Below are 20272 nucleotides of genomic sequence, written 5' to 3'. Positions count from 1 at the left end.
GATCCCCGGTTGACCATCGGGCCGCCGCCGCGCCCGCGTCACACAGCGTCGTGTGGCCCCCGGCGTTCGTTCAGATAGTCGAGCTGCGCCTGGACGGACCACTCGGCCGCCCCCCACAGGGACCTGTCGACGTCCGCGTACACGCGTTCGACGACCTCCCGCGCCGTGCGCGCACCCGCGGCGACGGCCGCCTCCACCTGGGCGAGACGCTCGCGGCGATGATCGATGTAGTGGTCGAGGACGGCGATCGGATCGTCCAGCTTCGGCCCGTGACCGGGGAGGATCGTCGCGGCCTCGACATCGGCGGCGAACGCGCGGAGCCGGTCGAGCGAGGCGAGATAGTCGCCGAGGCTCCCCTCCAGGACGGTCGTCCCGTACCCGAGGACCGTGTCTCCGGTGAGGACGGCGCCGTCCGCCGGAAGCCAGAACGTCAGCGAGTCGTCGCTGTGACCGGGCGTCTCCATGATCCGCAACTCCAGGCCGCCCAGGGTGATCACGTCGCCCTCGCCGAGCCCTTCGTCACCGAGCCGGTGCCGGGGGTCGAGCGCCCGGACCTGCACCGAACCGCCCGCGAGCCGCGCGAACTTTCCGGCCCCGGCCGAATGGTCGGGATGGCCGTGCGTCAGCAGAACCAGGCCGACCCGGCGTCCCTGGGCCTCGACCGTCTCCAGGACGCGCCTGAGATGCTTGCCGTCCTTGGGGCCCGGATCGACGACGACGGCCTCGTCCGAGCCGGGCTCGGCGATGATCCAGGTGTTGGTGCCGTCCAGGGTCATGGCGGACGGGTTCGGGGCGAGTACGCACGTCGCCCGCTCGGTGCCCATCCCGTCGATCTCCGACATGCCACCCATCCTGCCCGAGGCCCGATCCGGGTGACGGACCGGGTTCCAGCGGAAACGGTCGAGACGCCGCAGCGCCGACGTCCCCGCCAGCCACCGCAGCGCGGCCCTGGACACCGGGTCCCGACGGCTCATCGGTAGTGCCGCGCCGCCGACTCGGGGAGCACGAGGTACGCCTCGCCGTCGATGATCTCGGCGGTGGGCTCGTGGGCGACGATCTCACGGGACGCGGCGAGCACGTCCGCGACCGTCTCGAACTCGGCGAGATCGGCCAGCGTCGCGAGCGTCGGCGGCAACATCGGCCACGCGCCGTCGAGGGCCCGTTCGACGGCCTCCGCCGGACGCACCCACGCCACCCGGTCCGCCTCCGTGCTGACGTCCCTGGCCCGCTGCCCCTCCGGCATCGCGGCGACGAAGAAACGGGTGTCGTAGCGCTTCGTCTCGATCTTCGGGGTGATCCAGTGCGCCCACGGCCGCAGCAGGTCCGAACGGAGGACGAGGCCGCGCCGGTCGAGGAACCCGCCGAACGACCGGGAGCGATCCAGCAGTGCCCGGCGGTCGGCCTCCCAGCCCTCACCGCGCGTGTCCGCCACGACCGTCCGCGCGGTCGGCCCGGCGAGCAGCACGAGCGTCTCCTCGAACGTCTCCCGGACGGCCGCGCACACCAGTTCGCGGGCGAGCGTCTCGTCCGCGTTGAGCGCCTCGCCCCACACGGCCGGCGACGGACCGGACCACGCGAGGTCCGCCTCCCCGTCCCGCGGATCGACCGCGCCGCCGGGGAACACGTACATGCCGGGCGCGAACGCCATGGACCGGACACGGCGTAGCAAGAATGCCTGCAGCCCATGCCTCTGGTGATCGCGAAGTACGGCGACGGTGGCCGCGGGACGCGCGGGAACGGGCTCGATCCTGCCCGACCGGAGGTCCTCGACCCGGCCCCGGAACGACTCCGGCAACTTGCGCCCGTTCACTTCACCCCATCCGAAACGGCACTCCCGGCGGCCCATTCGGACACACCGAACGTCATTCCGTCAACCCCGCCCGCACGGCCCGGGTGCCGCCCGACCTGCCTGAGCCGCCCCGGCCGTCCCGGTCACCGATCTGGGGCCGCCTTCGGTGACCGCGCATCGTGACGCTCACGGGCGGCATGGACCTCGCTCATGTGGTGATTCGCCCAGTGCAGCATCGACTGGATCAACGGGATGACGCGCTCACCCAGCGGCGTCAGCGCGTACTCCACAACGCCCTGCTGTCCTGACCTAGTGCCTCGGCCCGGCGTCCCGCCGAGCGTTCCGGCCGAGCGTCTGGCCCGGCATTGTGGACGCCGCGGCGTTGGGCCGCCGGGGGTCAGGCGATCTCGGCGATCAGCTCTACCTCGACTGGGGCGTTGAGTGGCAGGACGGCGACGCCCACGGCGCTGCGTGCGTGCTTGCCCGCGTCCCCGAACACCTCGACCAGCAGATCGCTCGCACCGTTGATCACCTGAGGCTGCCCGTGGAAGTCCGGCGCGCTGGCGACGAAGCCGACGACCTTGACGATCCGCGCGACCCTGGACAGCTCGCCGACCTCGGCCTTGAGCGCCGCGATCGCGTTCAGGGCGCAGATGCGCGCCTGCCGGGCCGCCTCCTCCGCGTCGACCTCCGCGCCCACCTTTCCGGTGACCGCCAGCTCACCCTTGACCACCGGGACCTGCCCGGACGTGTAGACGAGCGACCCCGTCCGCGCCGTCGGGACGTACGACGCGACCGGCGGAACGGGCTCGGGCAGCTCAAGCCCCAGTTCGCGGATTCGTTCTTCAGGCGTGCTCATGACCACTCCTCGTGAAAGCGCTGCTCGATCGGTTCAGGACTGCACTTCGCGCTTGAAGTAAGCCACGAGATTCTCAGGATTCGGCCCCGGCAGGACGGTCACGAGCTCCCACCCGTCCTGGCCCCAGTTGTCAAGAATCTGCTTGGTCGCGTGCACCAGCAACGGAACGGTCGCGTACTCCCACTTCTTCATGGGCCTCACCTTAGCGATCGACCCAGCCACGTCCCTCTGGAACCCGCCCGTACGCCCCGACAGGCGCGGACTCGACCGGTTCCCGGCCCCCGCGCGTCCTTCGGCCGCAGCGATGCACGGATCGCTATCGATGCGGCTCGAGACAGCATCGCCGTTTTGTTGATCTTCACATATCCGCTGCGCAGAGTCGAAGCGACAAATCCGGCTACGCCCCGACTTCTGCACGGCCATTGCCGGAAAACGGGGTACAAGGAGAGGCAACGAGTATTGAAGGCCGCCATGGCACTGGTCGCCATGGTGCCGCTCGGCGTAGTCGGGCTGTCCGCACCGGCTTCGGCGGGAGAGTGGTGTGGATGGAACGAAATCTGCATGTTCGAGGACGCCCTCTACCGCGGTGACCGGTACGTCAGCCATACGGCGGTTCCGGGGAGATACCAGATCGACTGGTGGAACGGCGACAACGAGATCTCTTCGGCGATGAACAACTCGTTCGACTTCTGCGTCCGGCTCTATGACAACGACGACTGGACCGGGGCCACCTACACGATCGGCTACGACGAAGTGCACAGCACCCTCCCCGGCTTCAACGACCGGGCGGAAAGCTTCATCGTGTGGCGATGCCGATAACGGTCACCGTCATCCCCTGGGGGTGACCGCTTTACCGGACCCGGGCCCCGCCCCGCGGGGCGGGGCCCGGGTTCGCTGCGGCAAGCGGTCGGTACGCCACCATCCGCGCCGCCTGCCGGACGGCCAGGACATGCGGTTCGTTCCCTCGCGACGACGACCACACCAGCGCCGACGTGCACGGCGACAGACCAACGACATCGACGTACGCGACACCTGGTCGGGGGAAGAACCGGCGCGCTGCCTCCGGCATGAACGCGATCCCCGTCCCTGCGCGACCGTCGCCAGGATCGACTCCACGTCCTGGGCGACCGGCCCGTCCACCACCGGTGACCCGTCCGGCCATGGATCGACCGCCCAGAAGTCCCGCCACACCTCGGGGCAGGCGTCGGGGGCCGACACGACGGCGCGTCCGGCGAGATCCGCCAGTGTGACGGCGTTCCGTTCGGCCAGCGGGTCCCCGATCGGCACGCACGCCACCCGGGGTTCGGTCGCAAGTTGGAGGGTGCGGATGCCGTCGGGCGCCGGGGGGCGGCAGAACGCCAGGTCGACCTCGGCCCGCTCCAGGGAGCGGTGGTGCTCGATCAGGTTCAGCAGTCGCAGTTCCACCTGCAAGTCCGGGCTGCGCCGCCTGAGTTCGGTCAGGACCGCGTGGACGTGCGGCATCGCCCCCTCGGCGCCGACGGTGCCGATGACGACGTGAGCGCTCACCACACGCGCGTGCGCCCGCGCCACGCGCCCCAACCGCGACAGGCCGTCGACCACCGTGCGCGCCTCGACCAGCGACGCCTGCCCCGCCGGTGTGAGGGCGACCGACCGGCTGGTCCGCTCGACCACGGCGCGCCAGCATCAGGAACGCCTGCAACTGCGCCGCGGTCGGCGTCGCCACGTCTTCCACCATGACCTCCGGTGGCCGTCCCTCACGCCCCGGGCCGCAACACCCCGGCGACCGGGCGGGCTTCCACCAACCTTGATCTTCCTCTTCGCCTCCCACGTTCTGGAGGCCACCACCCGGACATACGCCCGGACGTCAACGATCCGAAGGACGGCGGCGCCGTGCGCGGGCGACAGGCCGAGGGTCAGAACGCGGACCGGCACAGCGCGGACGTGCTCGTTTAGCCAGGGGTCAAGACCGCACGGCGCGAACCATGACGGAGCGGAGCAGACCAGACAGGACGCGGCGCCCGTCCGCGTTGAAGGACGCCGAGCAGCCGGGCGACCTCGCCCGAGCGCACACGTCGGGCGGACCCAGGGTCAAGAGTTCTCGGCGCGGAGCATGACGCGGCGGAGCAAGTCGGAGAGGACGCGGCGCTCGTTCGCGTTGAGGACGCCGAGCAGCCGGTACTCCTCGTGCCCCACACCGCCCATGGCGGCGAGCCACACGCCCCGCCCCTCGTCGGTGAGTTCGACGACGATCCTGCGGCGGTCGGTGGCGGACGGCGTCCGGCGGACGAACCCGCGGCGTTCCAGCCCGTCCAGCCGCCCGGTGATCGAGTTCGGGGCCATGCCGAGGTCGGCGGCGAGTTGCGAGGGTGTGGCGGAGCCGTGCCGTCCGGCGAGCGCGTGGAGCGTGTCGTACTCGTGTCGTTGCAGGTCTGAGGCCACAAGGGAACGGTCACGGACGTGCTTGAGGTGTTCGACGAGTTTGACCATCCGGGTGACGGCGCCCTCGATGTCGGGGTCGAGGCCGGGCAGGATCGGCGTCCACCGCTCCACATGTTCGTCCGTCCGGTCCCGTGCCGTGTCGCCCATGACCGCGATCGTAGCGACCGCTCCCCATTACTTCGACACCGAGTATTTCGTTGACGATTAATTCGGTGACGAACTAGATTCACCCGGTATGGCCCATCCACTGCGCGGTCGGGACTTCCGGTTGCTGTACGGCGCCCGCGTCCTGTCCCTGACCGGCGAGGCCGCGGTTCCGGCCGCGCTCGCCCTCGCCGTGCTGCGCGCGACCGGGTCCGCCTCCGCGCTGGCCCTGGTCCTCGCCTGCGCGATGGTTCCCCGCGTGCTCCTCCTTCCACTCGGCGGTGTCGCCGCGGACCGCCTCAACGCGCGCCGCGTCGCGCTGGTCACCGACATCGTCGGATGCGCCGCCCAGCTCGTCGCCGGGATCGAACTCCTCCGCGGAGATCCCGAGCTGTGGCACCTCGCCGTCACCCAGGCGATCGGCGGCACCGCCTCGGCGTTCCAGACCCCGACGATCTCGCCGCTGGTCGCCGGAACCGTGGAACCGTCCGGGTTACAGAAGGCCAACTCCCTCCTCGGCGCCGCCACCGGCGCCGCCCGGCTCGCCGGTCCCGCCCTCGCCGGAACGTTCGTGCTCACCATCGGCCCCGGCTGGACGTTCGTGCTCGACGCCGCCACGTTCGCCGCCAGCGGCGCCCTGCTCGCGGCGACGCGCGTCCGGCACGTGCCGCAGCCGGACCTCCCGGACGGCCGGACCGGCGCGTTCCAGCGACTCACACGCGACATGGCCGAAGGCTGGACGGAGGTCCGGACGCGCGACTGGTACTGGACGAGCCTGATCGCCCACGGCGTCTGGAACGGCGCGTCCGCCGTCCTCCTCACCCTCGGACCGGCCATCGCGATCGAACACCTCGGCGGCGAGGAGACATGGATCGCGACCGTCCAGGTCGGCGCCGTCGGGCTCGTCGCCGGGTCGCTGCTGGCGTCCCGCATCCACCTGCGCCGCCCGGTCCTCGTCGCGAACCTGGGCCTCGCGATCTTCGCCCTGCCGCTCGCCCTGCTGGCCGTCCCCGCGCCCGCGCCGCTGGTCATCGGCTCGTACGGGCTGGCGCTCGCCGGGCTCGGCGTCCTCAACCCGACGTGGCAGACGGTCGTCCAGCTGACCATTCCGCAGCACGCGCTGGCCCGGGTGACGTCCTACGACTGGCTGCTCTCCCTAGCGGCGGCACCACTCGGCTACGCGCTCGCGCCGTTGGCGGCGTCGGCGTGGGGAACGGCCGTGCCGCTGACGGTCTCCGCGTTCCTGGTCGCCGCGTCCTGCCTGGGCACGGCCGCGGTGCCGGGCGTCCGCCGACTGACCATGCCCACGCCAGAGCCCCCGGCGCTCCTCAAGACCCCTGGTACCGAGCCCGCCCAGTAACAGCGGGGGCGGCCTTGCCAACCGTCAGGCAAGGTTCCCGGTCACCGCATCAGGGAGCGGCGGTCGGTGGGTCGCCGGGCTGGGGGTCGCCGCCCGTGATGCCGGGCCGGTCGTCGGACGACCGATCCCGCACGGCCGGTGCCTCGTCACGCTGCTTCGGCTCGTCCAGGCCGATGACCGGCGGAACGTCCTCGGGGGACTCCAGCGCGGCGGAGGCCTCCGCCGCCTTCGCCAGTTCCTCCTCCGCCTTGGCGAGCCGCTCCCCGAGACCCGGCCCGCCCTGCTTGCCCGCGGCATCGCCTCGACCGGTGTCGCTCGTGACACGGTCGAAGAACCGCAGCACCTCCACCGGCAGCGGCATGACCAGCGTGCTGTTCTTCTCCGCGGAGACCTCGACGACCGTCTGCAACAACCGGAGCTGGAGGGCCGCCGGGTCCTGCGACATGATCTCCGCGGCGGCGGCGAGCCGCTTGGACGCCTGGAACTCGCCGTCCGCGGTGATGATGCGGGCACGCCGCTCCCGCTCCGCCTCGGCCTGCCGGGCCATCGACCGCTTCATGCCCTCCGGCAGCGAGACGTCCTTGATCTCGACCATCTCGATCCGGATGCCCCACGGCCCCTCGGTGATCTCGTCGATGATCGACCGCAGCCGCGTGTTGATCTTCGCGCGCTCGCCGAGGAGTTCCTGCATGTCGGCCTGGCCGATGACCGACCGCAGCGACGTCTGCGCCACCTGGGAGACCGCGTACCCGTAGTTCTGGACGTTCACGATCGCCTTCACCGGATCGATCACCCGGAAGTACACGACGGCGTCCACACGGACGCTCACGTTGTCCTGGGTGATGCCGTCCTGGCCCGGAACACCCATCGTGACCGTCTGCCGACTGACCTTCTGCATCCGTTCGATGATCGGCACGATCGCCGTGATGCCGGGCTCGCGGACCGCGCCGGGCCGCAACTGCCCGCCCCGCTGCACCTGGCCGAATCTGAACACGATGCCGTGCTCGTACTGCTGGACGACGCGGATCGAAGACGTCAGGACGATCAGCCCGCCGACGAGGACGATCAGCAAGACGACAAGGGCCACCGCTTCCATCACGGGCACCTTTCTCTCGTGATCGGCGGGACCACGGGGAGCGCCCAGGCCCCGACAGCTCGGAACCACCCGGAGGACGGTTCACGTTTCCCAGCTAACCGCGCGGGCACGCCGATTGACAGTGCCCGCGCCAACGATCGTGGCCGGAACCGTGTCTGGGATCACTTGCAGCGGGACGGGCGCACTCTCAAGTGTTTGTCGAGTGAACGATATGGTCGATCGAGTGAGCGCGAGAGACACCGACTGGGACGGCGTACGCCTCCACGTGGTCACCGGGAAAGGCGGAACCGGGAAGACCACCGTTGCCGCCGCACTCGCCCTCGCGTTGGCCGCCGGAGGCCGCAAGGTCCTGCTCGTCGAGGTCGAGGGACGCCAGGGCATCGCCCAGCTGTTCGACTGCCCGCCCCTGCCGTACGGGGAACGGCGCGTCGCCGTCGCACCGGACGGCGGCGACGTCTACGCGCTCGCCATCGACACCGAAGAGGCGCTTCTCGAGTACCTCGAAATGTTCTACAACCTCAAACGCGCCGGGAAGGCGATGACCCGACTCGGCGTCGTCGACTTCGTCACCACCATCGCGCCCGGTCTACGCGACGTGATCCTCACCGGCAAGACCAGCGAATCCGTCCGGCGCAAGAACAAGGACGGCTCGTTCGTCTACGACGCCGTCGTCATGGACGCGCCGCCCACGGGCCGCATCACCAAGTTCCTGAACGTCAACGACGAAGTCTCCGGCCTCGCCAAGGTCGGGCCCGTGCGCAACCATGCCGACACCGTGATGAAGGTCGTGCGCAGCCCCGAAACGGCCGTGCATTTCGTCACGATGCTCGAGGAGATGCCCGTCCAGGAGACGATGGACGGCATCCGTGACCTCACCGAGGTGGGCCTGCCCATCGGCGGCGTCATCGTCAACATGGAGCACCCGCCCGTCCTCCCCGAAGACGCGCTCGCCGCCGCCGCGTCCGGCGACCTCGACATGGACGAGATCATCCGTGGCGTGAAGGCGGCCGGTCTGGAACACGACGCCGAGTCGATCGCCGCGGTCCTCGCCGCGGAGGCCGCCGACCACGCCCGCCGCACCGCACTCCAGCGGCGCGAGAAGGAACGCCTCGAATCGATCGACCGTCCCCGCTACACCCTCCCGCTCCTGTCGGACGGCATGGACCTCGCGGGCCTGTACGACCTGGCCGCCGCCCTCCGCGCGCAGGGCGCCGCATGACCGAGCACAGCGGGAGGTACATGACCGGCGACGACCGTGTCGCGACGGAAGGGGCGAACGGATGAGCCCGACCGGCGGCAAGACCCCGCCCGCTCTCGACGTGAACGCGCTCCTCGACGACCCGCGCACGAAGATCATCGTGTGTTGCGGCTCCGGTGGCGTCGGCAAGACGACGACGGCCGCGGCCCTCGGTGTCCGCGCCGCCGAACGGGGCCGTGACGTGGTCGTCCTCACCGTCGACCCGGCCCGGCGGCTCGCCCAGTCGATGGGCCTGTCCGAGCTCGACAACAACCCGCGCAAGATCGAGGTCGAGGGCGACGGCGAGTTGCACGCCATGATGCTCGACATGAAGCGCACCTTCGACGAGATCGTCGAAGCGCACGCCGACCCCGACCGGGCCAAGCAGATCCTCGCCAACCCGTTCTACCAGTCGCTGTCGTCCAGCCTGTCCGGGACGCAGGAGTACATGGCGATGGAGAAGCTCGGCCAGCTGCACCGCTCCGGCGCCTGGGACCTGATCATCGTGGACACTCCGCCGTCCCGGAACGCGCTCGATTTCCTGGACGCGCCCGAGCGGATGGGCCGGTTCCTCGACGGCCGCTTCATGCGGATCCTCGCCACCCCGGCCAAGACCGGCGGACGGTTCGGCGTCAAGGTGATCAGCGCCGGTTTCGGCATGGTCACGGGCGTGCTCAACAAGGTCATCGGCGTGCAGCTCCTCCGGGACGTCCAGACGTTCGTCGCCGCGTTCGACACGATGTTCGGCGGGTTCCGGGAACGGGCCGAGAAGACGTTCCGGCTCCTCCAGACGCCCGGCACGGCGTTCCTCGTCGTCGCCGCACCGGAACCGGACGCGCTCCGCGAAGCCTCCTATTTCGTGGAACGTCTCGCGGAGGAGCGCATGCCGCTCGCCGGACTCGTCGTCAACCGCGTCCACGAGTCCGCCGTCGACACGCTCTCCGCGGCCCGCGGCCAGGCCGCCGCCGAAACCCTGGAGGAACGCGGCGAACACACGCTGACCGCGGCCCTGCTGCGCCTCCACACCCAGCGGCTGCAACGCTCCGCCCGCGAGGAACGGCTCCGCGAGCATTTCGCGTCGGCGCACCCGAACGTCCCGGTCACGGCCGTCGCCGCGCAGGCGGAGGACGTCCACGACCTGGACGGCCTGCGCCGAGTCGGCGAGGACCTCGCCGCCTGACCTACCTGTTCGGCACGACCCTCCACCAGGTGAGGCAACGCCACACCCACTCCGCGGGCCCGTACCGCGCATGGCGCAGCCACCACGAACTGAAGGCCGCCTCGGCCACGAACACGCACACACCAAGGACCATGACCTCGGCCGCCGTCCCGAGCCTCAGGAAATGATCCGCCGCCACGACCATAACGGTGGCCCCCAAATAATTGGTCAACGCCATCCGTCCGGCTGGCGCAAGTCTCAACAGCACACCCCAAGCACGCGAACGCAACAACACCAGAACCGCCCCCACATAGGCGGACGCAGTCACCAACCCCGCCACCGCCGAAAGCCGCGCCCCACCACCGATCTGCCAGACATTCAGAACGATCGCCCCCAGAAAAACACCCCCCACCCCCAAGGCGAGTCCGCGCCCAGAAAGACTCGACAACCTCCCAATCCCGTAACGCTCCGCACCGTACCCCAGCAGGAACAAGCCAGGGATCAACACGCTGCCACCCCCTGTGACCAGCACCGCGACTATCTCGGCGACGACTCCGATCACCAACACGAAACGTCGCGACAAAAACGACGCAGGCAGAAGAACGCCAATGCCGACAACCGCGTAGGTCAACAACACTTCGTCCGGCTGCAACACCCGATGCATCGCACCGAAGGGCACAAGAAACCCCAACCGAGCCAGCACGACCAGCCGCGGATGACGCGTTCTCTCCCGTACCACATCGAGAAACAGCCCAAAGCTAACCCCGAACAGAAACGCGAAGACAGGAAAGAACCGCTGATGCAACAGGGTCTCGTAGACCCAGTTCGCCACCCCGCCCGTGGACACCCCACTGAGCCCAACGGCGTTCACGATCGAGATGCCGAAAAGAGCGAACCCGCGGAGCACATCGACCTCAACGAGGCGCGCCGTCTCAGGCCCAGCGGACGTCTCAGAGGTTCGGGACGAAGTCGGCACTACCCCCTCCCAGAGCCCAGCCAACACCCCACGAAACCACGCCCAACCTCGCCCCCGCACCAGCAAAGGCACCCAACTCACACCACACGGCCCGCATCACCGACCGAACACCAGTCGCACTCGTGGGCGACACCCTCATCCCGTCCGCCACCACCTCATCGTCCCAAGCCGAAGCATCACAACGAACGAACCAAGCACACAGCACAGCCCAGACGACGAGCATGGCCGAGCCCGAAGGCGACGTTCCATCCGGTGGCCAGCGCCCTCACCCCCGCTACCGCCGGACAAAACGAAGGCACGTGCTGGTCTGCCCAACGGGCGGAGCCGTGGATGTTCGGACCGAAGTCGACACTGCCCCCATCTCGCAGCCCAGCCAACGAAACCCAGACCACGCCCAACCCCGACCGCCACCACCAACCTCGCCCCCGCACCAGCGAAGGCATCAAACGCACACCGCACGGCCCGTATCACCGACCGACACAACCGACTTCACCGCACAACAACCGATTGCGAGCGACAGTCGAACTTGCGGGGGGATGCCGCCCTCACCACCTCACCATCCCCAGAAGCCGCATCCATACAGGCGACAGCCCGCCGACAAACGCCCACACCACACCAACAGGCAGCGGACGACGAACCGTGGAACACGGCAGGTGCGTTCGGCGCTGAGGGTCAACGATGCCGAAGGACATGCGACGCCCGACCACGTCCGGGAACGTGTTGACAGGCTCGCATCTCGGTGTGATACGAGCCCGCTGTCACGCTCGCGAGTGGACCGGGTAGGTCATCAGCCTTGGACGGGCCGCTCTCAAAGCCCGTGAAATCAGACGATCGCCGTCGCGGCGTATCGGGTCAGCTCGCGACGAGTTCCTGCTCGTCAACGTCGACCGACCGCTCGTACTCCTCCTTGGCGGTCTCCAGAAGGTCGCGCCACGAACGTACGTCCGGCCGCCGACGCAGCAGAGCGCGACGTTCCCGCTCGGTCATCCCGCCCCACACGCCGAACTCGATCCGATTGTCGAGGGCGTCAGCGAGACACTCCGTGCGCACCGGGCAGCCGCGGCAGATCATCTTGGCCCGGTTCTGCGCTGCTCCCTGCACGAACAGGGCGTCCGGATCCGCGTTACGGCAGGCGGCGCGGGCGGTCCAATCCGTGATCCACATCTTGGCCCCACTCCCCTAGGGTCTGTGTGTCGATTTGCGCTCCTTGGCCGGACGGGCGCGGACGTCAGGCCGCCAAACGAAAGCCGTGGGGAAGAACTTACGGAAGCGAGGCACGTTTCGACAGTCCCCGATGGGCCCATTCTCGATATGGCCCACCGGGGCCATATCGCCGGAACGGACTAGTTACCTGTAGTAGACGCGCCAGACACCGCGCAGGTTGTCATGAGGAGGGCATAAGGGACGAACGTCATGGTCAGCGAGGGCCCGGAAGGTACGACGACGGGGGGCGCGTCCCAAATGCACTGGTCATCCCGCGTACCCTAGTGCCCGTGCGCGTTGCGAATATGGATCGGGCGAAGGCGGCATCCACTCTTCTCAGGCTTCTCGGGGCGGGGGTCGTCGCAGGCGTCCTCGCCGCCTTCATCGCGCTGCCAGCCGTGGGCAGCGCCGGGCTGACCGCACGCGACGCCGCGAACAACTTCGAGGACATGGACAGCCAACTGAAGACGACACCACCGTCCGAGAAGACGGTGGTGTACGACTCGGAGGGCAAGCCGTTCGCCACGTTCTTCGACAAGTACCGCGAATCCGTCCGGCTCGACCAGGTCGCGCCCGTCATGCGGCAGGCGATCATCGACATCGAGGACTCGCGGTTCTACGAGCACGGCGCCCTCGACCTGAAGGGCACCCTCCGCGCGCTGGCGACCAACGTGGAGTCCGAGAAGACACAGGGCGGATCGACCCTCACCCAGCAGTACGTCAAGAACCTGCTGGTCGACGCCGCTCGGACGCGTGAGGAGTACCGCGACGCCACCGCACCGACCGTCGGACGAAAGGTCCGCGAACTGCGTTACGCCCTCGACATCGAGGAGCGGTTGTCGAAGGACCAGATCCTTGAGGGTTACCTCAACATCTCGTACTTCGGCGCGGGCGCGTACGGAGTCCAGGCCGCGGCCAAGCGGTACTTCAGCGTCCCCGCGTCCCGGCTCACGCTCGGCCAGGCCGCGCTGCTCGCGGGCATCACGCAGAACCCCACGGCCTACGACCCCATCCGCAACCCGAAGGACGCCCGGAGCCGCCGCGACATCGTCCTTAACCGGATGGCGGAACTAGGCCACATCACGAAGCAGCAGGCCGCCGCGGAGGCCGCCAAGCCGATCGAACTGAACCCCACCGATCCTGTCGGTGGTTGCGAGACCAGCAAGGCGCCCTACTTCTGCGAGTACGTGAAGTACGACCTGCTGAACATCCTGTCGGACGGCAAGTACTGGCAGCTCACCCCGAAGGAGCAGGAGAACGTCGTCAACAAGCTCAACCGGAACGGCTACACGATCCGCACCACCCTCGACCCCCAGAGCCAGCGCGCCGTCGACAAGACCCTGCGCAGCACGGTGCCGCCGGCCGGCAACCGCGTCGCCGCCGAGGCGATGGTCGAGCCCGGCACCGGCAAGGTCAGGGCGATCGGGCTGAGCAAGCAGTTCGGCCCCGGCAAGGGCCGGACGACCATCAACCTCCCCGCCGACGCCGCGCACGGCGGAGGCAACGGGGTGTCCGCGGGCTCGACGTTCAAGGTCTTCACGCTCGCCGCCGCCATCAACCAGGGCATTCCGGTCAGCACGACGATCAACTCGCCGCAGACCACCACCGTCGGCGGCTTCCAGTCGTGCAAGTACACCGGGAACTACCAGGGCAAGAAGTACGAGAACGACACTCTCGGCGGCGGGACCTGGACGTTGTCCAACGCGGGTGACAGCGAGAAGGGCAACTTCAACCTCAAGACCGGCACCTGGCACTCGGTCAACACCTTCTACGCGTACCTGGAGAAGCGCGTCGGCGTCTGCAACGCGGTGAAGATGGCCGAGAAGTTCGGCATGAAGCAGGGCAACGGCAACGCGCTGCTGCCGCTCCCGTCCCAGGTCCTCGGCGTCAACGACATCGACATGGTCCACCTCGCCGCCGCGTACGCCGGATTCGCCGCCCGCGGCAAGTACTGCGCCCCGATCTCGGTGACGGAGGTCGTCGACGCCGAGGGCAAGCAACTCGAACTGCCCAAATCGGACTGCCGCCAGGCCCTCGACGAGGACGTCGCCGACAAGGTCAACTCGATCCTCCAGGGCGTCCTCACCCAAGGGACCGCCACGGGCCGCGGAATCGGCCGTCCCGCCGCGGGCAAGACCGGCACCTGCGAAGAGTTCACCTGCGCCGTGTTCGCCGGTTTCACCCCGAACATGGCCGCGGCCACCGCCTACTGGGACTACCGCGGCCCCTGGCGGTACAAGGTCCACGGCGTGTACGGCGCCGACATCCCCGGCGGCATCTGGCAGCAGAGCATGCAGCGCGCCCTCGCCGGAAGGCCCGCCCCCGGGTTCCGGACCCCGTCCCGCGACTTCGGCGACACCGCCCGCGTCCCGGACGTGAAGGGCAACACCATCGCGCAGGCCACCGCCAAACTCCACGCCGCCGGCCTCAGGGCCCGTGTCGCGCCCGGCTCCGTCCCCTCGGACAAGCCCAAGGGGACGGTCGTCTCCACCTCACCGGCCGCCGGCAGCGAGGCCCCACCCGGAACCAGCGTCATCCTCTACGTGAGCAACGGCGAGAACCGCGGCGGCTCCCCGGGCGGCGGCCGCCCCCGACGTGGCGGCGACTGACACCCGGGGCTCACGCCGCAGCCAGACCTACGTCACTTCACCGAGCCCGCAGCGGCCACGTTGGCCGGGGGACGGTCAGTCGATGAGTCGTTGGGAGGACGGTCCACTTCGCGCCGCCCCCTCAGACGCTGGCACAGACTGTGGACGCCAGGCCAAGGGCCCTACTGCGCGAGCTGACGCTTGACCTCGGCGGCGACACGTCCGCCCTCGGCGCGCCCCGAGACCTTCGGGTTGACGACCTTCATGACCTGACCCATCGCGCGGGGCCCGGCCGCGCCCGTCTCGGCGATCGCGTCCGCCACCAGCGCCGCCAACTCTTCATCCCCGAGCTGCGCGGGAAGGTACCCTTCCAGCACCTCGCCCTCGGCCCGCTCCGCCTGGGCCTGCTCCTCGCGCCCGGCGTCCCCGAACGCGGCCGCCGCCTCGCGCCGCTTCTTCGCCTCCCGGGTCAGCACCCTGACGACGTCCTCGTCCGACAGGGCACGCGACTGCTTGCCGGCGACCTCCTCGTTCTTCACGGCCGTGAGCGCCATCCGCAAGGTACGGGTCCGCACCTCGTCGCGCGCCTTCATCGCCGCCGAAAGATCGGTCTCCAGCTTCTCCTTCAAGGTCATGCACACCATCATGCCCCTCCGGCATCCCAAGCCCCATCAGGATTACCGCGCCGTGCAATTCTCTGGAAGCATGGAGGGGTGCGAAAGTTCTACGCCGTGCCGCTGGCGCTCCTCGGCGCGGGCGCCGCGACCTTCGGGTACGCCTCGGTGATCGAGCGGAATTGGTTCCGCCTCCGCCGCGTCGACGTGCCGATACTCGCGCCTGGCCGCCCGCCGGTGAAGATCCTGCACATCTCCGACGCGCACCTGACGCCCGGCCGGACCCGCCTCATCGACTGGGTCCGTTCCCTGGACGCCCTGGAACCCGACCTCGTCGTCAACACCGGCGACTCCGTCTCCCACCGCGACGCGGTCGGCCCCTTCCTGGACGCGCTCGGCCCCCTCCTCGAACGCCCCGGCGTCTTCGTCTACGGCTCCAACGACTTCTACTCGCCGATCTTCAAGAACCCTCTCCGCTACATCTGGCGGACCAGCAAGTCCGACTACGACCGGCACCGCCGGGAACCCGACCTCCCCTACCGGGAGCTCGGCTCGTCCCTCCAGACCGCCGGCTGGCTCGACCTCAACAACCGCATCGGCCGCCTCAAGGTCGGCGAACTGGACATCGAGTTCGGCGGCATCGACGACTCCCACATCAACCGCGACCGCTACGACAAGATCGCGGGCCCGGTCGACCCGCAGGCCGACGTCCACCTCGGCGTCATGCACTCGCCCGAACCCCGCAACCTCGACCGCTTCACCGCCGACGGCTACGACCTCCTCCTCGCCGGTCACACCCACGGCGGCCAGGTCCGCGTCCCCTTCTACGGCGCCCTCGCCACCAACTGCGGCATCGACCGTCCCCGCGTCAAGGGCCTCCACCGGCACCGCGGCGCCTGGCTCCACGTCTCCGCGGGCCTCGGCACGTCCCCGAAGGCCCCCATGCGTTTCTGCTGCCCGCCCGAAGCCTCCCTCCTCACGCTGGTCCCACGCCAATGAACCTGCGCGAACGCTGGAAAGTCGGCGGCTTCCAAGCCGCCGCCTACGACTACGCCGTCCAGAACCCCTACCTCTCCCGCCTGGGCGCCCGCCTCCTCTGGAACTACGACATCACGCACCTGCGACAGAACATCGCCGCCCAGGACCCGTCCGCCCTCACCCTCGACATCCCCTGCGGCGGCGGCGTCGCCTTCGGAGACAACCCCCGCCACGTAGGCGTCGACCTCTCCTGGACGATGCTCACCCGCGCCCGCCGCAAGACGTCCACCCTCCTCCAGGCTGACGTCTACGCCCTCCCCTTCCCCACCGACACCTTCGACGCCTGCGTCACCTACAACGGCCTCCACTGCCTGACCGACCCACCCGCCGCCATCGCCGAGATGGCCCGCGTCCTCCGCCCGGGCGGCACCCTCCGCGGCACGACCATCGTCCGCGGCACCTCCCGCGACCGCGTCATCCGCCACATGCAGCGCCGCGGCCTCTTCGGCCCGTCCGGCACCGCCGACGACGTCCGCACCTGGCTGACCTCCGCCGGCCTGACCTCCATCGAACTAACCCGCTCCGGAGCCATGACCGGCTTCACAGCCCGCAAATAGAGGACGCAAGCACCCCTCACCATCCGCTAAGGTGTACTAGGCGCCGGGAGAACGTACGCCTCCCGGGCAGCCACCACCGGGGTGTAGCGCAGCTTGGCAGCGCGCTTCGTTCGGGACGAAGAGGTCGTGGGTTCAAATCCCGCCACCCCGACAAAAACCGCCAGATCAGAGGCCGGCTCTCCCCCAAGGAGACCGGCCTCAAGATCTTTTCTCCGCCATTCGTCCGCGAACTCTGCCGCCACCCACGAACACCGTCCGCCCCGGACCAGCACCGACCGGACCACCTCCACCCACAACAGGTTCAGATCCCCATCCCCTCCGCCCCTCATCTGCCCCCACTCACCCAGACGCCCCTCCACCATTCGGGACTTGCTCAGCAGACTCCTGAACACCGAGATTGCAGTCGGGTCCGGCCTGCCAAGGGCCCCGCATCACCTCGGCTCCATGATCCTGGGATGCTGATCGCCGGTTTGCGCCGCTCATCTGCACTCGCACCGTTGCATTAAGTGCTCTCGGCTCACCAACGCCATCGATGCAGTTTTAGAGGGTCGCTGCGTCGCTACATCCGACCCGCCTAGGGCGGTCAGTGACAGGACTTCGTACGTAGGAGACATGCCAGACCTCAAGCGCATGGCGAATTGCGGCCGTCCCGCGCTCGTAACTACACTCGACCGGTTAGCTATGAGGCTGCAGTTTCCGCGCAGTAGGCAGGATGGGGAGCAACAGGTGAGGACGGACAAGCGCAGGGCAGTGGTCCTGCTGAGTGGTGGCCTCGATTCGACCACCGTGCTGGCGATCGCCCGGGATGAGGAATACGAGACATACGCCCTCAGCTTCCGGTATGGACAGCGGCACACCGAGGAGCTCGACGCAGCGCAGAAGGTGGCTCGCGAGCTGGGGGCGACCGACCACGTGATCGCTGACATCAATCTTGCCGTCTTCGGTGGCTCGGCACTCACTGATGAATCCCTGGCTGTCCCTCACCACGCCAATGCGGACGAGTTGGGCGAGGAGATCCCGGTCACCTACGTGCCTGCGCGTAACACCGTCTTCCTGTCGTTCGCGCTCGCCTGGGCCGAGACCCTGGGCTCATCGGATGTGTTCATCGGTGTCAACGCCATGGACTACAGCGGCTACCCCGACTGCCGACCGGAGTATATCCAGGCGTACGAACGCATGGCGAACCTCGCCACCAAGGCCGGCGTCGAAGGCACTCAGAAGCTCAAGATCCACACCCCGCTGATCGATCTGACCAAAGCTCAGACCATCGAGCGAGGTCTGTCCCTCGGCGTGGACTATGGCTGGACGCACAGCTGCTACGACCCCGTCGACGGCCGCGCCTGCGAGACGTGCGACTCGTGCCTGCTTCGCAGCCGGGGCTTCGCCGAACTCGGCCTTGCGGACCCCTCCTTCACGTCAGCGAAGGCTTGACGGGCCTTATGTATCGAGTCAAAGAGATCTTCTACACGCTTCAGGGCGAAGGGAGCCACGCGGGGCGTCCTTCCGTGTTCTGCCGTTTTACCAGCTGCAATCTGTGGACCGGCCGCGAGAAGGACCGCCATCGGGCGATATGCCAGTTCTGTGACACTGACTTCGTCGGAACCGACGGCCCAGGCGGCGGCCGGTTCCAGACAGCCGCCGATCTCACAGCGGCCGTCGCCAAGACCTGGCAGGGACGCGCACACCCGCGCAGCCGCCCATACGTGGTCTGCACAGGCGGCGAACCACTCCTGCAACTGGACCGCGAGGCTGTAGATGCTCTGCACACCGAAGGGTTCGAGGTCGCAATCGAGACCAACGGAACACGCCCCGCCCCAGAGGGTCTCGACTGGATCTGTGTCAGCCCCAAAGCCGGCACAGAGATCGTGCTGACCTCGGGAAATGACCTGAAGTTGGTCTATCCCCAGATCGGGGCCGAGCCCGAACGCTTTGAACACCTGGCTTTCGACCGGCTGCTCCTGCAACCGATGGACGGTCCTGACCTCGTCGCCAACACACGGGCGGCGATCGACTACTGCCTCGCCAACCCGCAGTGGCAGTTGAGCGTCCAGACCCACAAGACCCTGGGAATCCGTTGATGGAGATCTTCCGCGAGTTCACGTTCGAGGCTGCCCACCGGCTGCCGAACGTGCCCGACGGCCATAAGTGCGCTCGACTGCATGGCCACAGCTACCGCTTCGAGGTGCACGTAAGCGGCGAAGTCGACCCGGCCATGGGGTGGCTGATGGACTTCGCGGAGATCAAGGCCGCTGTCAAGCCACTGGTCGCACGACTCGACCACTACTACCTTAACGAGGTGCCAGGGCTGGAGAACCCGACCAGTGAGGTGCTTGCTAAGTGGATATGGGACAGGCTGGTCGATAAGTTGCTGCTCTCGGCCGTCATGGTGCGTGAAACCTGCACTTCCGGCTGCGTCTACCGGGGGGAAGAGTGATTCTCCAGGACGTTCAGGCCACGCCGGACTCGCGTGGTGTCCCCCTTGACGAGGTCGGCGTGGAAGGGCTTCGTTATCCCGTCCTGGTCGCCGACGGCCAGGGCGCCAAGCGTGAGACCGTCGGCACCGCCGCCATGTCGGTCAGCCTCGGCCCAGAAGTCAAAGGAGCGCATCTCAGCCGCTTCATTGAGGTGCTACACGAAGCTCGTGAGCAACTCAGCCTCAGCAGCATCGCCACCCTCGCCGAGGACCTGCGGCAACGTATGTCCGGTCCCACAGCGCGTGTCAGCCTCGACTTCCCCTACTTCCTTGAGCGGTCTGCCCCGGTGACCGGGGCGCGCGGCTTTGTTGACTATGCGTGCTCACTGGCCGCCGTCAGCGCCCCCGAGGAAAGCCGGGTCACGATGGCCGTCACGGTACCTGTGACCAGTGTCTGCCCATGCAGCAAGGCCATCAGTGATCGGGGCGCCCACAACCAGCGTGGCCACATCACGATCGTGGTTGAGCCGACCGAGCCACAAGGCGGTCTCTGGTTTGACGACCTGATCGACATCGCGGAGCAGGCGGCGTCCTCGCCCGTCTACGCCGTCCTCAAGCGGCCGGACGAGCGCCACGTGACCATGGCGGCCTATGACCATCCTGTCTTCGTCGAGGACATGGTCCGCAACGTCGCCCAGGTTTTGAGGACGCTGGACACCATCGCCGCGTACCGGATTCGGGCATTCAACGACGAGAGCATCCACAATCATGCCGCATACGCAACGGTGTCCTGGACTCGCCGAGCCGGCGAAGCATAG

The 20272-nt window shown here is 68.6% G+C and carries 21 protein-coding genes and 1 tRNA gene; 12 read left to right on the top strand and 10 right to left on the bottom strand.

The genetic code is table 11. The features are described from left to right. Positions 1-38 precede the first annotated feature (38 nt). The 4 genes from D0T12_RS02210 to D0T12_RS02195 all read right to left on the bottom strand — a co-directional run bounded on the left by D0T12_RS02210 (position 39) and on the right by D0T12_RS02195 (position 2840). The gene (locus D0T12_RS02210) at positions 39-974 is read right to left on the bottom strand and encodes an MBL fold metallo-hydrolase (protein WP_117397538.1); all 936 of its coding nucleotides are present in this window, start codon (positions 972-974) and stop codon (positions 39-41) included. Next, a complete protein-coding gene (locus tag D0T12_RS02205; RefSeq protein WP_325050724.1) occupies positions 971-1648 on the bottom strand; it encodes an NUDIX hydrolase in 678 nt (225 codons plus the stop codon). The genes D0T12_RS02210 and D0T12_RS02205 overlap by 4 nt, the downstream gene beginning before the upstream one ends. Positions 1649-2186: 538 nt before the next feature. Beyond that, complete coding sequence (locus D0T12_RS02200; RefSeq protein WP_117397537.1) at positions 2187-2648, bottom strand: RidA family protein; 462 nt, start codon at positions 2646-2648, stop codon at positions 2187-2189. 33 nt (positions 2649-2681) lie between these two features. Next, complete coding sequence (locus tag D0T12_RS02195; RefSeq protein ID WP_021591512.1) at positions 2682-2840, bottom strand: DUF4177 domain-containing protein; 159 nt, start codon at positions 2838-2840, stop codon at positions 2682-2684. 279 nt (positions 2841-3119) lie between these two features. On the opposite strand from D0T12_RS02195, the gene D0T12_RS02190 reads away from it, so the two are divergent. After that, the gene (locus tag D0T12_RS02190) at positions 3120-3467 is read left to right on the top strand and encodes a peptidase inhibitor family I36 protein (protein WP_117397536.1); all 348 of its coding nucleotides are present in this window, start codon (positions 3120-3122) and stop codon (positions 3465-3467) included. A gap of 9 nt (positions 3468-3476) precedes the next feature. Here D0T12_RS02190 and D0T12_RS02185 read toward each other — a convergent pair whose 3' ends face one another. Continuing rightward, positions 3477-4301: a LysR family transcriptional regulator gene (locus D0T12_RS02185; RefSeq protein ID WP_117397535.1), complete on the bottom strand. Its 825-nt coding sequence runs from the start codon at positions 4299-4301 to the stop codon at positions 3477-3479. 417 nt (positions 4302-4718) lie between these two features. Further along, a complete protein-coding gene (locus tag D0T12_RS02180; protein ID WP_117397534.1) occupies positions 4719-5216 on the bottom strand; it encodes a MarR family winged helix-turn-helix transcriptional regulator in 498 nt (165 codons plus the stop codon). An 88-nt stretch (positions 5217-5304) separates the two neighbouring features. On the opposite strand from D0T12_RS02180, the gene D0T12_RS02175 reads away from it, so the two are divergent. Beyond that, entirely contained in the window at positions 5305-6573 is a 1269-nt protein-coding gene (locus D0T12_RS02175; RefSeq protein WP_117397533.1) for an MFS transporter, read from the top strand. Between the two features lie 49 nt (positions 6574-6622). Here the strand turns inward: D0T12_RS02175 and D0T12_RS02170 are convergent, their stop codons facing one another. After that, on the bottom strand, positions 6623-7669 hold the full coding sequence (locus tag D0T12_RS02170; protein WP_117397532.1) for a slipin family protein: 1047 nt from the start codon (positions 7667-7669) through the stop codon (positions 6623-6625). A gap of 223 nt (positions 7670-7892) precedes the next feature. Between D0T12_RS02170 and D0T12_RS02165 the strand changes: the two genes are divergently transcribed. Both D0T12_RS02165 and D0T12_RS02160 read left to right on the top strand, forming a co-directional pair. Further along, positions 7893-8888: an ArsA-related P-loop ATPase gene (locus D0T12_RS02165; protein WP_117397531.1), complete on the top strand. Its 996-nt coding sequence runs from the start codon at positions 7893-7895 to the stop codon at positions 8886-8888. A gap of 61 nt (positions 8889-8949) precedes the next feature. Beyond that, the gene (locus tag D0T12_RS02160; RefSeq protein WP_117397530.1) at positions 8950-10086 is read left to right on the top strand and encodes an ArsA family ATPase; all 1137 of its coding nucleotides are present in this window, start codon (positions 8950-8952) and stop codon (positions 10084-10086) included. Between the two features lies 1 nt (position 10087). On the opposite strand, the gene D0T12_RS02155 is transcribed toward D0T12_RS02160, so the two are convergent. Beyond that, complete coding sequence (locus tag D0T12_RS02155; protein ID WP_147339346.1) at positions 10088-10897, bottom strand: DUF418 domain-containing protein; 810 nt, start codon at positions 10895-10897, stop codon at positions 10088-10090. A 996-nt stretch (positions 10898-11893) separates the two neighbouring features. Then, positions 11894-12205 (bottom strand): WhiB family transcriptional regulator, encoded by a 312-nt coding sequence (locus D0T12_RS02150; protein ID WP_117397528.1) that lies wholly within the window; start codon positions 12203-12205, stop codon positions 11894-11896. Positions 12206-12534: 329 nt separating this feature from the next. On the opposite strand from D0T12_RS02150, the gene D0T12_RS02145 reads away from it, so the two are divergent. Beyond that, a complete protein-coding gene (locus tag D0T12_RS02145) occupies positions 12535-14853 on the top strand; it encodes a penicillin-binding protein (RefSeq protein ID WP_147339345.1) in 2319 nt (772 codons plus the stop codon). Positions 14854-15014: 161 nt separating this feature from the next. Here D0T12_RS02145 and D0T12_RS02140 read toward each other — a convergent pair whose 3' ends face one another. Next, positions 15015-15467 carry a GatB/YqeY domain-containing protein gene (locus D0T12_RS02140; RefSeq protein ID WP_199487239.1) on the bottom strand — a complete coding sequence of 151 codons (453 nt, stop codon included), beginning with the start codon at positions 15465-15467 and terminating at the stop codon, positions 15015-15017. A gap of 78 nt (positions 15468-15545) precedes the next feature. Here D0T12_RS02140 and D0T12_RS02135 point away from each other — a divergent pair, with 78 nt between their 5' ends. The 7 genes from D0T12_RS02135 (at position 15546) to folE2 (ending at position 20272) form a co-directional block, all read left to right on the top strand. Next, positions 15546-16445: a metallophosphoesterase gene (locus D0T12_RS02135; RefSeq protein ID WP_117397525.1), complete on the top strand. Its 900-nt coding sequence runs from the start codon at positions 15546-15548 to the stop codon at positions 16443-16445. Beyond that, the gene (locus D0T12_RS02130; protein WP_117397524.1) at positions 16442-17041 is read left to right on the top strand and encodes a class I SAM-dependent methyltransferase; all 600 of its coding nucleotides are present in this window, start codon (positions 16442-16444) and stop codon (positions 17039-17041) included. Before D0T12_RS02135 ends, D0T12_RS02130 begins: the two co-directional genes overlap by 4 nt. Positions 17042-17118: 77 nt before the next feature. Further along, positions 17119-17192, top strand: a tRNA-Pro gene (locus D0T12_RS02125). 575 nt (positions 17193-17767) lie between these two features. Continuing rightward, positions 17768-18472 (top strand): 7-cyano-7-deazaguanine synthase QueC, encoded by a 705-nt coding sequence (queC, locus tag D0T12_RS02120; protein ID WP_233525801.1) that lies wholly within the window; start codon positions 17768-17770, stop codon positions 18470-18472. Positions 18473-18480: 8 nt separating this feature from the next. Next, positions 18481-19119, top strand: coding sequence for a 7-carboxy-7-deazaguanine synthase (gene queE / locus D0T12_RS02115; RefSeq protein ID WP_117397522.1), 639 nt, complete (start codon positions 18481-18483; stop codon positions 19117-19119). Further along, on the top strand, positions 19119-19475 hold the full coding sequence (gene queD, locus D0T12_RS02110; protein ID WP_117397521.1) for a 6-carboxytetrahydropterin synthase QueD: 357 nt from the start codon (positions 19119-19121) through the stop codon (positions 19473-19475). Before queE ends, queD begins: the two co-directional genes overlap by 1 nt. Beyond that, positions 19472-20272: a GTP cyclohydrolase FolE2 gene (gene folE2, locus D0T12_RS02105; RefSeq protein WP_199487238.1), complete on the top strand. Its 801-nt coding sequence runs from the start codon at positions 19472-19474 to the stop codon at positions 20270-20272. The genes queD and folE2 overlap by 4 nt, the downstream gene beginning before the upstream one ends.

Source organism: Actinomadura spongiicola (assembly GCF_003432485.1).
In the GTDB taxonomy this organism is placed as follows: domain Bacteria; phylum Actinomycetota; class Actinomycetes; order Streptosporangiales; family Streptosporangiaceae; genus Spirillospora; species Spirillospora spongiicola.
The sequence above is the reverse complement of the archived record's forward strand: the minus strand, read 5'-3'. Positions and strand labels throughout refer to the sequence as shown.

What these genes read in the sequence shown, in the direction of transcription:
- D0T12_RS02160 (WP_117397530.1), top strand. Translation starts at nt 8,950, where the DNA reads ATGAGCCCGACCGGCGGCAAGACCCCGCCCGCTCTCGACGTGAACGCG.
- D0T12_RS02150 (WP_117397528.1), bottom strand. Translation starts at nt 12,205, where the DNA reads ATGTGGATCACGGATTGGACCGCCCGCGCCGCCTGCCGTAACGCGGAT.
- D0T12_RS02130 (WP_117397524.1), top strand. Translation starts at nt 16,442, where the DNA reads ATGAACCTGCGCGAACGCTGGAAAGTCGGCGGCTTCCAAGCCGCCGCC.
- D0T12_RS02195 (WP_021591512.1), bottom strand. Translation starts at nt 2,840, where the DNA reads ATGAAGAAGTGGGAGTACGCGACCGTTCCGTTGCTGGTGCACGCGACC.
- D0T12_RS02190 (WP_117397536.1), top strand. Translation starts at nt 3,120, where the DNA reads ATGGCACTGGTCGCCATGGTGCCGCTCGGCGTAGTCGGGCTGTCCGCA.
- D0T12_RS02210 (WP_117397538.1), bottom strand. Translation starts at nt 974, where the DNA reads ATGAGCCGTCGGGACCCGGTGTCCAGGGCCGCGCTGCGGTGGCTGGCG.
- D0T12_RS02175 (WP_117397533.1), top strand. Translation starts at nt 5,305, where the DNA reads ATGGCCCATCCACTGCGCGGTCGGGACTTCCGGTTGCTGTACGGCGCC.
- queE (WP_117397522.1), top strand. Translation starts at nt 18,481, where the DNA reads ATGTATCGAGTCAAAGAGATCTTCTACACGCTTCAGGGCGAAGGGAGC.
- D0T12_RS02205 (WP_325050724.1), bottom strand. Translation starts at nt 1,648, where the DNA reads ATGGCGTTCGCGCCCGGCATGTACGTGTTCCCCGGCGGCGCGGTCGAT.
- D0T12_RS02170 (WP_117397532.1), bottom strand. Translation starts at nt 7,669, where the DNA reads ATGGAAGCGGTGGCCCTTGTCGTCTTGCTGATCGTCCTCGTCGGCGGG.
- D0T12_RS02180 (WP_117397534.1), bottom strand. Translation starts at nt 5,216, where the DNA reads ATGGGCGACACGGCACGGGACCGGACGGACGAACATGTGGAGCGGTGG.
- D0T12_RS02140 (WP_199487239.1), bottom strand. Translation starts at nt 15,467, where the DNA reads ATGACCTTGAAGGAGAAGCTGGAGACCGATCTTTCGGCGGCGATGAAG.
- D0T12_RS02200 (WP_117397537.1), bottom strand. Translation starts at nt 2,648, where the DNA reads ATGAGCACGCCTGAAGAACGAATCCGCGAACTGGGGCTTGAGCTGCCC.
- queD (WP_117397521.1), top strand. Translation starts at nt 19,119, where the DNA reads ATGGAGATCTTCCGCGAGTTCACGTTCGAGGCTGCCCACCGGCTGCCG.